This window comes from Pseudomonas flavescens, assembly GCF_013408425.1.
GTDB classification, from domain to species: Bacteria; Pseudomonadota; Gammaproteobacteria; order Pseudomonadales; family Pseudomonadaceae; genus Aquipseudomonas; species Aquipseudomonas fulva_A.
In genome coordinates this window covers 5,183,953-5,196,944 of the sequence record NZ_JACBYV010000001.1, presented here as the reverse complement: position 1 = coordinate 5,196,944, position 12,992 = coordinate 5,183,953, and the positions used below count along the sequence as shown (strand labels likewise).

General features: G+C 61.1%; 9 protein-coding genes. 2 read left to right on the top strand and 7 right to left on the bottom strand.

Features of this window, described 5'->3' with window-relative positions:
- Positions 1–214 precede the first annotated feature (214 nt).
- Positions 215–2,188 (top strand): BCCT family transporter, encoded by a 1,974-nt coding sequence (locus tag FHR27_RS23195; protein WP_042552404.1) that lies wholly within the window; start codon positions 215–217, stop codon positions 2,186–2,188.
- Between the two features lie 256 nt (positions 2,189–2,444).
- On the opposite strand, the gene FHR27_RS23190 is transcribed toward FHR27_RS23195, so the two are convergent.
- From FHR27_RS23190 to FHR27_RS23160, 7 genes are all read right to left on the bottom strand, one after another.
- Positions 2,445–3,320 (bottom strand): ABC transporter permease subunit, encoded by an 876-nt coding sequence (locus FHR27_RS23190; protein WP_179539670.1) that lies wholly within the window; start codon positions 3,318–3,320, stop codon positions 2,445–2,447.
- Positions 3,317–4,225 carry an ABC transporter permease subunit gene (locus tag FHR27_RS23185; RefSeq protein WP_444964381.1) on the bottom strand — a complete coding sequence of 303 codons (909 nt, stop codon included), beginning with the start codon at positions 4,223–4,225 and terminating at the stop codon, positions 3,317–3,319. Before FHR27_RS23185 ends, FHR27_RS23190 begins: the two co-directional genes overlap by 4 nt.
- On the bottom strand, positions 4,222–5,376 hold the full coding sequence (gene potA, locus FHR27_RS23180; protein ID WP_042552407.1) for a polyamine ABC transporter ATP-binding protein: 1,155 nt from the start codon (positions 5,374–5,376) through the stop codon (positions 4,222–4,224). The genes FHR27_RS23185 and potA overlap by 4 nt, the downstream gene beginning before the upstream one ends.
- 54 nt (positions 5,377–5,430) lie before the next feature.
- Positions 5,431–6,513 carry a polyamine ABC transporter substrate-binding protein gene (locus tag FHR27_RS23175; RefSeq protein ID WP_156152657.1) on the bottom strand — a complete coding sequence of 361 codons (1,083 nt, stop codon included), beginning with the start codon at positions 6,511–6,513 and terminating at the stop codon, positions 5,431–5,433.
- 172 nt (positions 6,514–6,685) lie between these two features.
- A complete protein-coding gene (locus FHR27_RS23170; RefSeq protein ID WP_179539668.1) occupies positions 6,686–7,786 on the bottom strand; it encodes a polyamine ABC transporter substrate-binding protein in 1,101 nt (366 codons plus the stop codon).
- Between the two features lie 109 nt (positions 7,787–7,895).
- On the bottom strand, positions 7,896–9,263 hold the full coding sequence (locus tag FHR27_RS23165) for an aspartate aminotransferase family protein (protein ID WP_042552408.1): 1,368 nt from the start codon (positions 9,261–9,263) through the stop codon (positions 7,896–7,898).
- A gap of 55 nt (positions 9,264–9,318) precedes the next feature.
- Complete coding sequence (locus tag FHR27_RS23160; protein WP_042552409.1) at positions 9,319–10,677, bottom strand: glutamine synthetase family protein; 1,359 nt, start codon at positions 10,675–10,677, stop codon at positions 9,319–9,321.
- Between the two features lie 832 nt (positions 10,678–11,509).
- Between FHR27_RS23160 and FHR27_RS23155 the strand changes: the two genes are divergently transcribed.
- Complete coding sequence (locus FHR27_RS23155; RefSeq protein WP_042552410.1) at positions 11,510–12,889, top strand: glutamine synthetase family protein; 1,380 nt, start codon at positions 11,510–11,512, stop codon at positions 12,887–12,889.
- Positions 12,890–12,992: the final 103 nt, after the last annotated feature.

The following is a 12,992-nucleotide window of genomic DNA, read 5'->3' as shown; positions in this document are numbered from 1 at the left end:
AGCAGGGAAATAAGCTGAACGAAACGGCACGCGGACCTATCGATAGCTGGCACTTTCAAGAACCCGACTATCGGTAATGTACAATGGCGGGTCTTCCGCCTTTGGCGGCCGTCCGATAAACCGAGTCGCTTCTCCATCCGCTCGCCACCCGGCCAAGCTCCAACGGGTGTGCGCATACGTCATGGACTGACTCCGACCAAGGAGAGCTAGCTCAATGGAGGCACCTCTGTCTTCCCGCTCCACCCTCAACCCGCCGGTTTTCTTCGGCTCGACCTTTCTGATCGCCTGCCTGGTGATCTACAGCACCGTGTTCAAGGACAACGCCCAGAGCGTGTTCGGTGCCACCCAGGCCTGGATCATCGAGAATGCCAGCTGGGTCTATATCCTGGCCGTGGCCCTGATCCTGATCTTCGTGGTGTTCCTCGCGGTGAGTCGCTATGGCGACATCAAGCTGGGCCCCGATCACAGCGAACCGGAATACAACAACAGCACCTGGTTCTCCATGCTGTTCTGCGCCGGCATGGGTATCGGCCTGATGTTCTTCGGCGTGGCCGAGCCGGTGATGCACTTCATCGCGCCGCCGGTAGGCGACCCGCAGACCGTCACGGCGGCGAAGGAAGCGATGAAGCTGACCTTCTTCCACTGGGGTCTGCATGCCTGGGCGATCTACGCCATCGTCGCGCTGATCCTGGCCTACTTCGCCTATCGACATAACCTGCCGCTGACCCTGCGCTCGGCGCTCTACCCACTGATCGGCGACCGTATCTACGGCCCCATCGGCCATGCCGTGGACATCTTCGCGGTAATCGGCACGGTACTCGGTGTGGCGACCTCCCTGGGCTACGGCGTGCTGCAGATCAACACCGGCCTGAACCACCTGTACGGCCTGCCGACCACCACCGCGGTACAGATCGGCCTGCTGGTCTTCACCATGGCGCTGGCGACCATTTCCGTGGTCAGCGGCCTGGACAAGGGCATTCGCCGCCTTTCCGAGCTGAACATGATTCTCGCCGTGGGCCTGCTGCTGGTCGTGCTGATCCTGGGCCCGACCGTGTTCATCATGCAGACCTTCGTGCAGAACACCGGCGGCTATCTGTCGGAGATCGTCAGCAAGACCTTCAACCTCTACGCCTATGAGCCGACCGACTGGATCGGTGGTTGGACGCTGTTCTACTGGGGCTGGTGGCTGTCGTGGTCGCCGTTCGTGGGGCTGTTCATCGCGCGGATTTCCCGCGGTCGCACCATCCGCCAGTTCATCAGCGGCGTGCTGGTGGTGCCGGCCGGCTTCACCCTGCTGTGGATGACCGTATTTGGTGATACCGCCATCCACATGATTCTCGTCGATGGCGTCACCGATCTCGCCGAGGCCGTGAACAAGGACAGCTCTCTGGCACTGTTCGCCTTCCTCGAACACTTCCCGATGTCGATGATCCTGTCGCAGATCGCGGTGTTGATGATCGTGGTGTTCTTCGTCACCTCGGCGGATTCCGGCGCCATGGTGGTGGATATGCTCGCCTCGGGCGGGCAAGACCAGACGCCGGTGTGGCAGCGCATCTTCTGGGCAGCGCTGATGGCGGTGGTGGCGGCTTCGCTGCTGCTCGCCGACGGCCTCAAGGCCTTGCAGACCGCGACCATCGCCAGTGCCCTGCCCTTCGTGATCGCGCTGATGGCGTCGATGTGGGGCCTGCTGCGCGCGCTGCAGCTGGATGCGGCCAAGCGCAGCTTGCGCGATCAGGTTTCCCTCAGCTCGCGCAGCAGCACGAGCCCGGGCGGCTGGCAGCGTCGTCTGCGCAGCATGGTCATGCTGCCACGTCGTTCTCATGTGAATCGCTTCATCAGCGAGACCGTCCTGCCCGCCTGCGAGCAGGTTGCAGAGGAGCTGCGCAAACAAGGCCGCGAAGCGACCGTGGAGAGCGGTGAAGATGGCCGCGTGACGCTGTCGGTCAGTCACGGCAGCGAGGCTGACTTCCAGTATCAGGTGCGCCCACGCGCGCTGATCCAGCCAAGCTTCGTGATGCGCGACACCCGCGACGACACCAACGAAGAGCGCAAGTATTTCCGCGCCGAAGTCCACCTGGACGAAGGCGGTCAGGATTACGACGTGATGGGCTGGAACCGCGAAGAAGTGATCGGCGATATCCTCGACCAGTATGAGCGCCACATGCACTTCCTGCATCTGACCCGCTGACGTACCACGCAAGATAAAACGCCCGGGCCAATGCCCGGGCGTTTTCGTTATGGCCTGTTATTCGTATCGGCGAGCGACTCCAGCTGGCGCGCTGATGACAACCATGACGAGTAGGAGCCGGCTTGCCGGCGATGCTCTGGATAAGAGTCTCGCCAGCAGACCGGCTCTTACAGCATCGGCAACGCAACGCCCGCCAGAAAGCACAATGCCCGCCCTGCTGACGCAGTGGCGGGCATTGTCTGTCGAGCAAACGGGCTTAGTGAGCGGGTTTGGCCTCTGGGCGTGCATGAATCGCCGCCTGACTTTCTTCCATGATCTGCTGAATCGCCCGACGGCGACGCTCTTCCGCGCGGTGGGCGAAGAACCACACCAGGAAGGTCGCCAGGGACACCGCCAGCAGGATCAGGCTGGCCACGGCGTTGATCGCCGGGGTAACCCCCAGACGTACCTTGGAGAACACCTCCATTGGCAGTGTGGTGGCACCAGGGCCGGACACGAAGCTGGCCAGCACCAGATCATCCAGGGACAGGGCAAAGGACATCATGCCACCGGCCACCAGCGAAGGCGCGATCATCGGGATGGTGATCAGGAAGAACACTTTCCAGGGTCGCGCACCAAGATCCATGGCGGCCTCTTCGATGGACAGGTCCAGCTCACGCAGACGCGCCGAGACCACCACGGCCACGTAGGCCGAGCAGAAGGTGGTGTGGGCGATCCAGATGGTCATCATGCCGCGTTCCGCCGGCCAGCCGACCAGTTGTGCCATGGCCACGAACAGCAGCAGCAACGACAGACCGGTGATCACCTCGGGCATGACCAGCGGCGCGGTGACCAGGCCGCCAAACAGCGTGCGTCCCTTGAAGCGGTGCACCCGGGTCAGCACGAAGGCCGCCATGGTGCCCAGCGCCACTGCGGCGATCGCCGTGTAGCAGGCGATTTCCAGGGAGCGCCATACCGCGCCCATCAACTGGCGGTCATCGAGGAGGCTGACATACCACTTGGTCGACCAGCCACCCCACACCGTCACCAGCCGCGAGGCGTTGAACGAGTAGATGACCAGGATGAACATCGGCAGATAGATGAACGCGAAACCGACCCAGAGCATGAGCGTGGAGAAGCGGAAGTTCTTCATGCCTTGCCCTCCATTTCCTTGGCCTGGTTCTTGTTGAACAGAATGATCGGAATCAACAGCAGCGCCAGCATCACCACCGCCAGGGCGGAAGCTACCGGCCAGTCGCGGTTGTTGAAGAACTCCTGCCACAACACCTTGCCGATCATCAGCGTTTCCGGGCCGCCAAGCAGCTCGGGAATGACGAACTCGCCCACCACCGGAATGAACACCAGCATGCAGCCGGCGATGATGCCGTTCTTCGACAACGGCACGGTGATCTTCCAGAAGCTGTTGAAGTTGCTCGAGCCGAGATCCGAGGCAGCCTCCAGCAGGCTTTGATCGTGCTTCACCAGGTTGGCGAACAGCGGCAGGATCATGAACGGCAGGTACGAATAGACGATGCCGATATACACCGCGGTGTTGGTGTTGAGGATCTGCAGCGGCGTGTCGATCAGCCCGATGCTCTGCAAGAAGCCATTGAGCAGGCCGTTGTTGCTGAGGATGCCCATCCACGCATAGACGCGGATCAGGATCGCGGTCCAGGTCGGCATCATCACCAGCAGCAGGAGAACCATCTGGGTCTCCTTTTTCGCACGGGCAATGGCGTAGGCCATCGGGTAACCGATCAGCAGGCAGGCCAGGGTGCTGAAAAAGGCGATCTTCAGCGAGCCCAGGTAGGCAGCCACGTACAGCTCATCTTCGCTGAGGAAGATGTAGTTACCCAGGTTGAGCACCACCTGCAGGGTGTTGTCCACCCAGGTGTAGATTTCCGTATAAGGCGGAATCGCCACATCGGCTTCGGCGAAGCTGATCTTCAGCACGATGATGAATGGCAGCAGGAAGAACAGAAACAGCCAGATGAACGGAACGCCGATCACCAGGTGTCGGCCGGTAGGCATACGCTTGGTCAGGCTGCTCATTTTCATGACTGCAGCACCACGCCGCTGTCGTCTTCCCAGAACACCACCACCGGGTCATCCCAGGTCGGTCGTTTGCCGCGACGCTCGGCGTTGGCGATGAAGCACTGCACGATCTGCCCGGAGGTGAGCTTGACGTAGTACACCGAGTGACCGCCCAGGTAGGCGATGTCGTGAACGCTGCCGTGGCTCCAGTTGTAATCCGGGTGCTCGTGGTCGCTGGGCAGTTGCGTGGCCATCAGCAGCTTTTCCGGGCGCATCGCATAGGTGACCTGGGTCTCCTGGGCGCGGGTGCTGATGCCATGGCCGATGTAGATCGGCTTGTCCAACTGCGGACAGTTGATCACCGCATGGTCGGTGTCATCGTGAACGATCTCACCTTCGAACAGGTTGACATTGCCGATGAACTCGCAGACCAGGCGACTGGCCGGCGTCTCGTAGATGTCGATCGGGCTGCCGATCTGCGCGATCCAGCCCAGGTGCATGATGGCGATGCGCTGGGCCATGGTCATGGCCTCTTCCTGGTCGTGGGTCACCATCACGCAGGTCACGCCGACGCGCTCGATGATCTCCACCAGCTCCAGTTGCATCTGCGAACGCAGCTTCTTGTCCAGCGCGCCCATGGGCTCGTCGAGCAGCAGCAGCTTGGGTTTCTTCGCCAGGGAACGGGCCAGGGCCACACGCTGACGCTGGCCACCGGAAAGCTGATGGGGCTTGCGCTTGGCGTACTGGCTCATCTGCACCAGCTTGAGCATCTCCGCCACGCGGGCGTCGATCTCGTCCTTGGGCAGTTTGTCCTGCTTGAGGCCGAAGGCGATGTTGTCGGCCACGCTCATGTGCGGGAACAGCGCGTAGGACTGGAACATCATGTTGATCGGCCGCTCATAGGGCGGAATGTCGGTGATGTCCTGGCCATCGAGGAAAATGCGCCCCTCGGTCGGCCGTTCGAACCCGGCGAGCATGCGCAGCAGGGTCGACTTGCCCGAGCCGGAGCCACCGAGCAGGGCGAAGATCTCCCCCTTGTTGATGGTCAGCGACACATCGTCGACGGCAATGGTCTCGTCGAACTTCTTGGTTACACGCTCGATCTTGACCAGCACCTCTTTCGGTTGCTGGCTCCCTTCGATGACCTTCTTGTAGGTACTGGAAGCAACTGCCATTACCAAACTCCCGCAGCAAAAATGGCGCCCGGCAAAGGCCGGGCGCTAATGGGTTCATCTTCCGGACTTGATCTTCGTCCAGCTTCGCGTCATCAGGCGCTGCGCCGTGGGCGGCAGTTCGGCTGAGATGTACAACTTGTCCAGAACGGCCTGCGGTGGGTACACCGACTCGTCCTGGCGAATGTCCTGATCCATCAGTTCCCCAGCCTTGGTGTTGGGGTTGGCGTAACCGACATAGTCACTGACCCCGGCGATCACTTGTGGATCGAGCAGGTAGTTGATGAAGGCATGGGCCTGCGCGACGTTGCCGGCATCCTTGGGGATGGCGAGCATGTCGAACCACAGGTTGGCGCCCTCCTTGGGAATCGCATAGGCGATTTCGACGCCCTTTCCGGCCTCCGCGGCACGGTCTGCGGCCTGTAAAACATCACCGGAGTAACCGAACGCCACGCAAATGTTGCCGTTGGCCAGATCGCTGATGTATTTCGAGGAGTGGAAGTAGCTCACGTAGGGCCGCACTTCCAGCAGCTTGGCTTCGGCCTTGGCGTAATCATCGCCACTCTGGCTGTTCGGATCGAGGCCCAGGTAATTGAGTACCGAGGGAATCATCTCGTCCGCCGAGTCGAGGAAGGAAACGCCGCAGGTGGCCAGCTTCTTCATGTTCTCCGGTTCGAACAGCACGGCCCAGGAGTCGATTTCATCGACACCCAGCACTTCCTTGACCTTGGCGACGTTGTAGCCAATGCCGTTGGTGCCCCACAGATAAGGCACCGCGTATTGATTGCCCGGGTCGTTGGCTTCGAGCTGCTTGAGCAGCGCCGGGTCGAGGTTGTTCCAGTTCGGCAGCAGCGAACGGTCGAGTTTCTGGAACGCGCCCGCCTTGATCTGCTTGCCGAGAAAATGGTTGGACGGCACGACCACGTCGTAGCCGGTACGGCCGGCGAGCAGTTTGCCTTCCAGGGTTTCGTTGGAGTCGAAGACGTCGTAGACCGGCTTGATACCCGTGGCCTTCTGGAACTCGGCCAGCGTTTCCTCGCCGATGTAATCGCTCCAGTTGTAGATATGCACGGTACCGTCCGCATGTGCCAGGGTTGCCAAGCCAACCGAAAGCGCGGTCGTTGTCAGGATCTTGCCCAGGGGAAAATGCACAGGTCGTCCTCTTGTTTTGGCTCGTCACCAGAACCGGTGACGCATCGCGATTCGAGTGAGCGTCACGGCTGGGCCGCAACGCTCGGCGGGCGGCGATCCGCCCGTTATCCCTGCACGAGCACGTACCGCAGCGCACGAAGGCGCTGCGGTCGCGGCTCGATCAACGACCGGACTTGATCTTCGTCCAGCTGCGGGTCATGGCGCGCTGGGCTGCCGGCGGCAGATCCGGGAAGGCGTAGAGCTTGCCCATGGTTTCCTGGGTCGGGTAGATGCCCGGGTCGTTACGAATGGCTTCATCCACCAGTGGCGTCGCCTTGGCGTTGCCGTTGGGGAACTGCACTTCGTTGGTGATCTCGGCCATGATTTCCGGCTTCAGCAGGAAGTTCAGGAAGGCATAGGCCGACTCGATGTTTTCGGCATCGGCAGGGATCGCCAGCATGTCGAAGAAGGTACCGGCACCTTCCTTAGGAATGTTGTAGGACACCTTGACCTTGCCACCGGCTTCTTCGGCACGGGACTTGGCCTGGTACACGTCGCCCGAGTAACCCACGGCTACGCAGAGGTTGCCGTTGGCCAGGTCGGAGATGTACTTGGACGAGTGGAAGTAGGTCACCGAAGGACGGATCTTCAGGAACAGTTCCTCGGCTTCCTTGAGTTGCTTGGGATCGGTGCTGGTCGGCTCGTAGCCCAGGTACTGCAGGGCGATCGGCAGGATCTCGGTTGGCGAATCGAGGAACGACACGCCACAGGACTTCAGCTTCTCGATGTTCTCGGGCTTGAACAGCAGATCCCAGGAATCCACCGGGGCGTTCTCGCCCAGTGCAGCCTTGACCTTCTCCGGGTTGAAGCCGATACCGATCGAGCCCCACATGTAGGGGAAGGCGTACTGGTTGCCCGGGTCGCTGACCTCGACGGTTTTCAGCAGATTCTTGTCCAGGTTTTCCCAGTTCGGCAGCTTGGACTTGTCCAGCGGCTGATAGATCTTGGCCTTGATGTGCTTGGCCAGGAAATTGTTCGACGGCACCACGATGTCGTAACCGGATTTGCCGGCGAACAGCTTGGCTTCCAGCGTCTCGTTGGAATCGAAGACGTCGTAGGTGACCTTGATGCCGGTTTCCTTGGTGAACTTGGCCACGGTGTCCGCAGCGATGTAGTCCGACCAGTTGTAGACGTTCAGTACCTTGCTGTCAGCCTGCGCCACGCCGGCCATGGTGCCGGCCAGCGTCACCGCTAGCAGAGTCTTGCCGAAAGTCTTGATCATGCGGTTCAGCTCCATTGGTAGTGTTGATTATCCGGGTTGCCACGCGTTGCCGCGTGGTCCCCTTTTTTGGCCGGCGCAGTCTGGCGATAACTGCTCCATCGCTCAAGCCTCAGGCCAGTAAAGCACGCGCGGTAAGATCCAGGCATTTACGGGCCTTTTCCACCAGCTCGTCGATTTCCGTCTTGCTGATCACCAGTGGCGGCGAAATGATCATGGTGTCGCCGACGGCGCGCATGATCAATCCGTTCTCGAAGCAGTGACCGCGGCAGATCATACCGACAGCCTTGTCGCTCGGATAACGTTCGCGGGTCTGCTTGTCCTTCACCAGTTCGATGGCGCCAAGCATGCCCACTCCACGTACCTCCCCCACCAGGGGATGATCCGCCAGTTCACGCAGTCGTTTCTGCAAATACGGTGCCGTTTCCTCTCTGACTCGCTCGACGATCTTTTCTTCGCGCAGAATTCGAATGTTTTCCAGCGCCACGGCCGCTGCCACCGGATGCCCGGAGTAGGTGAAACCGTGGTTGAAATCGCCACCTTCGTTGAGCACCTGGACGATTTCGTCACGCACCACCAGGCCGCCCATCGGCACATAGCCGGAGGTCAGGCCCTTGGCGATGGTCATCATGTCCGGTGTATTGCCGTAATAATCGCTACCGAACCACTCACCGGTGCGGCCGAACCCACAGATCACCTCATCGGCGACGAAGAGGATTTCGTACTTGGCGAGGATCTCGCGCACCTTGGGCCAGTAGCTGTCCGGTGGGATGATCACACCGCCTGCCCCCTGGATCGGCTCGGCGATGAATGCCGCGACGTTGTCTTCACCGACTTCGAGAATCTTCTTCTCCAACTCCTCGGCTGCCCAGATGCCGAAAGCCTCCGGGGTCATGTCGCCGCCTTCGCCGAACCAGTAAGGCTGAGCGATGTGCACGATGCCGGGGATCGGCAGATCACCCTGTTCATGCATGCCTTTCATGCCACCCAGGCTGGCACCGGCGACCGTGGAGCCGTGGTAGCCGTTCTCGCGGGCGATCACCACCTTCTTCCCGGGCTTGCCCTTGAGCGCCCAGTAATGGCGCACCATACGCAGCATGGTGTCGTTGCCTTCGGAGCCCGAGCCGGTGAAGAACACATGGTTCATGCCCGCTGGAGTCACCTCGGAAAGTGCCTTGGCCAACTCCAGCACGGGCGGGTGGGCGGTCTGGAAGAAGGTGTTGTAGAAGGGCAATTCGCGCATCTGTTTGCTGGCTGCCTCGACCAGCTCTTCACGGCCATAGCCGATGGCGATGCACCACAGTCCGGCCATGCCATCGAGAATCTTGTTGCCTTCACTGTCCCACAGGTGCACACCTTCGCCGCGGGTAATGATGCGCGGACCCTTATCGGCCAATTGCTTGAAATCACTGAAAGGCGCCAGGTGATGGTCGCGGCTCATGGCCTGCCATTGCTGGGTCTTCGGGTTGTTTACCGTCATGTTCACCTCTTATGAATGCGGGGCCGTGCGGATCGCGCGCCGGCCCCGGGCTGAATCAGACCGAGAGCAGCAGGAACTCGCGTTCCCAGGAGCTGATCACGCGCTTGAAGTTCTCGTGCTCGGCACGCTTGACCGCCACATAGCCACTGACGAACTTGTGGCCCAGGTACTGCTCGACCACCTGGCAGGTCTCCATGCGCTCCAGCGCGGCTTCCAGGGTCAGCGGCAGGCGCAGGTTGCGGCGTTCGTAACCGCGACCGACCACCGGAGCGCTCGGCTCGATGCCTTCGACCATGCCGATGTAACCGCACAGCAGGCTGGCCGCCAGGGCCAGGTAAGGGTTGGCGTCGGCGCCAGCCAGACGGTTCTCGACCCTGCGGTTCTGCGGCGTGGCATCCGGTACGCGCAGGCCAACGGTGCGGTTTTCCTCGCCCCATTCGACGTTCACCGGTGCCGAGGTATCCGGCAGGAAGCGGCGGAACGAGTTGACGTTGGGGGCGAACAGCGGCAGCAGTTCCGGGATGTACTTCTGCAGGCCGCCGATGTGGTGCATGAACAGCTCGCTCATCGAACCGTCTTCGTTGGAGAAGATGTTCTTGCCGGTGTTCTTGTCGATGATGCTCTGGTGCAGGTGCATGGCACTGCCCGGCTCGTCGGTGATCGGCTTGGCCATGAAGGTCGCCGCGACGTCGTGCTTGAGTGCCGCCTCGCGCATGGTGCGCTTGAACACCAGAATCTGGTCGGCCAGGTGCAGCGCTTCGCCGTGACGGAAGTTGATTTCCATCTGCGCCGGGCCCTCCTCGTGGATCAGGGTGTCCAGATCCAGGCCTTGCAGCTCGCACCAGTCGTACATGTCTTCGAACAGCGGATCGAATTCGTTGGCCGCGTCGATCGAGAAGCTCTGCCGGCCGGTTTCCGGACGCCCGGAACGGCCCATCGGCGCCACCAGCGGGAAGTCCGGGTCGCTGTTGCGCTTGGTCAGATAGAACTCCATCTCCGGCGCCACGATCGGCTGCCAGCCCTTGTCGGCGTAGAGGCGCAGCACTTTCTTGAGGATGTTGCGCGGCGACAGCTCGATCGGATTGCCTTGCTTGTCGTAGGTATCGTGGATCACCTGGGCGGTCGGCTCGATGGCCCAGGGCACGATGAACACGGCGTTCTCGTCCGGCCGGCAGATCATGTCGATGTCGGCCGGGTCGAGCAGGTCGTAATAGACGTCGTCTTCGACGTAATCGCCGGTCACGGTCTGCAGCAGCACGCTTTCGGGCAGGCGCATGCCCTTCTCGTCGAGGAATTTGTTGGTCGGCGAGATCTTGCCACGGGCGATACCCGTCAGGTCGCTGACCAGACATTCGACTTCGGTGATCTTGCGTTCTTTCAGCCAGCTGGAGAGCTGGTCCAATTTGGTACTCATAGAGACCTCAGGGTTTTTGAAACCGGCATCCTCGGCCGGCTCGACATGCCCCGCGCACCTGACGCACTTCGCTTCGAAGCCGCCTGGCGCGCAGGATAATCCGGGTTGTCGCGCGGGCTCGGCCAAGGCCCTGCACCCCATCCAGGCATGCGGGCCCGACCTTCGCGCGGCGCTAGCGCTGTTTCGCCACACTGCCGACGACTGTAACCGACCTTTGTTGCACTCGACAGACCCAGCCTCACCTGCAAAGCACGGGCCGCTGCGTCGGGGCACGAATCAGCTCGATGAAAAACGCCAAAGCCTTGGCTGAGCAAAGACCGATGTGAAGCGCCACGCAATTCTGGCTGGCGAGGCACGATGGTCGTGAGCGGAGAGGGAAAGCTGACGGAGTGTGCAGATTTTCGAGCGGGACGAACGAACCGTACTGCGCCGTTCGAGCCACGCAGCGAATGGCGGACGATCGTCGCCCAACAGGCATGGCTGCCAGCGGCCGCCCCCGGGTACGCCCCGGACTGCGCGGCACGAGCAATGACGCTGGAGAGCGACATGCGAATCATGAAACACCCGTATTGTTGGATTATCTGGGCTTTTCCCGAGCTTATCCTTGTTCATTTTTTTATACAACACGACAACATTCACTCAACGCCTGGCATTGCTCACGACCAAAACGGTGCAAAACTTTGGCGTCGAAATGCCCTGAAACGCCCTAAAAATGGCCACAACGCTCTTATTTAGGGCAGCATCGGCTTGCCTTGACAGCATCTGGCGTTTGGGATTGACTCCCGGTGTGTCAGTAATTGATTGATATTTTTAACAACATAGGTGTTGCATCATGTCGGTACCCCCGCGTGCCGTTCAGCTCAATGAAGCGAACGCGTTCCTCAAGGAACATCCTGAGGTTCAGTTCGTCGACCTTCTGATTGCAGATATGAATGGCGTGGTGCGCGGCAAGCGCATCGAACGCGCCAGCCTCCACAAGGTGTATGAAAAGGGCATCAACCTGCCCGCTTCGCTGTTCGCCCTGGACATCAACGGCGCCACCGTGGAAAGCACCGGCCTTGGCCTGGACATCGGCGATGCCGACCGTATCTGCTTCCCCATCCCCGATACCCTGTGCAAGGAACCCTGGCAGAAGCGCCCGACCGCGCAACTGCTGATGACCATGCACGAACTGGACGGCAACCCTTTCTTCGCCGACCCCCGTGAGGTATTGCGCCAGGTGGTACAGAAGTTCGACGAACTCGGCCTGACCATTTGCGCGGCCTTCGAACTGGAGTTCTACCTGATCGACCAGGAGAACGTGAACGGCCGTCCACAACCACCGCGCTCGCCGATCTCCGGCAAGCGCCCGCACTCGACGCAGGTCTACCTGATCGATGACCTCGACGAGTACGTCGACTGCCTGCAGGACATGCTCGAAGCCGCCAAGGAGCAGGATCTGCCGGCCGATGCCATCGTCAAGGAAAGCGCCCCGGCGCAGTTCGAGGTCAACCTGCATCACACCAAGGATGCCCTCAAAGCCTGCGACCACGCGCTGCTGCTCAAGCGCCTGATCAAGAACATCGCCTACGACCACGAGATGGACTCGACCTTCATGGCCAAGCCCTATCCGGGCCAGGCGGGCAACGGTCTGCACGTGCACATCTCGCTGCTCGACAAGAAGACCGGCGAAAACATCTTCGCCACCGAAGACCCGGAACAGCATGCCCCGCTGCGCCATGCCATCGCCGGCATCCTGGAAACCATGCCGGCTTCGATGGCCTTCCTGTGCCCGAACGTCAACTCGTACCGCCGCTTCGGCGCCCAGTTCTACGTGCCGAACGCGCCGAGCTGGGGCCTGGACAACCGCACGGTCGCAGTACGCGTGCCCACGGGCAGCAGCGACGCCATCCGCATCGAGCACCGTGTGGCCGGCGCCGATGCCAACCCGTACCTGATGATGGCGTCGATCCTCGCCGGCATTCACCACGGCCTGACCAACCAGTTGGAGCCGGGCGAGCCGATCGAGGGCAACTCCTACGAGCAGTTGGAGCAGAGCCTGCCGAACAACCTGCGCGACGCCCTGCGTGAGCTGGACGACAGCGAGGTACTGAACAAGTACATCAGTCCGGATTACATCGACATCTTCGTCGCCTGCAAGGAGGCGGAGCTGCAGGAGTTCGAGACGACCATTTCCGACCTCGAGTACAACTGGTACCTGCACACCGTGTAGGGTCTGGAACGCCGGCAACCGCCGGCGTTTCCCTACCAAGCCCCATTCCAGAGCCATCGAATGGCTAAAGGCCATTGACGCCGCCGCACGGCGCCCGCCTAAT

What these genes read in the sequence shown, in the direction of transcription:
- potA (WP_042552407.1), bottom strand. Translation starts at nt 5,376, where the DNA reads ATGGCAGTTGCTTCCAGTACCTACAAGAAGGTCATCGAAGGGAGCCAG.
- FHR27_RS23170 (WP_179539668.1), bottom strand. Translation starts at nt 7,786, where the DNA reads ATGATCAAGACTTTCGGCAAGACTCTGCTAGCGGTGACGCTGGCCGGC.
- FHR27_RS23165 (WP_042552408.1), bottom strand. Translation starts at nt 9,263, where the DNA reads ATGACGGTAAACAACCCGAAGACCCAGCAATGGCAGGCCATGAGCCGC.
- FHR27_RS23195 (WP_042552404.1), top strand. Translation starts at nt 215, where the DNA reads ATGGAGGCACCTCTGTCTTCCCGCTCCACCCTCAACCCGCCGGTTTTC.
- FHR27_RS23190 (WP_179539670.1), bottom strand. Translation starts at nt 3,320, where the DNA reads ATGAAGAACTTCCGCTTCTCCACGCTCATGCTCTGGGTCGGTTTCGCG.
- FHR27_RS23160 (WP_042552409.1), bottom strand. Translation starts at nt 10,677, where the DNA reads ATGAGTACCAAATTGGACCAGCTCTCCAGCTGGCTGAAAGAACGCAAG.
- FHR27_RS23155 (WP_042552410.1), top strand. Translation starts at nt 11,510, where the DNA reads ATGTCGGTACCCCCGCGTGCCGTTCAGCTCAATGAAGCGAACGCGTTC.
- FHR27_RS23185 (WP_444964381.1), bottom strand. Translation starts at nt 4,225, where the DNA reads ATGAAAATGAGCAGCCTGACCAAGCGTATGCCTACCGGCCGACACCTG.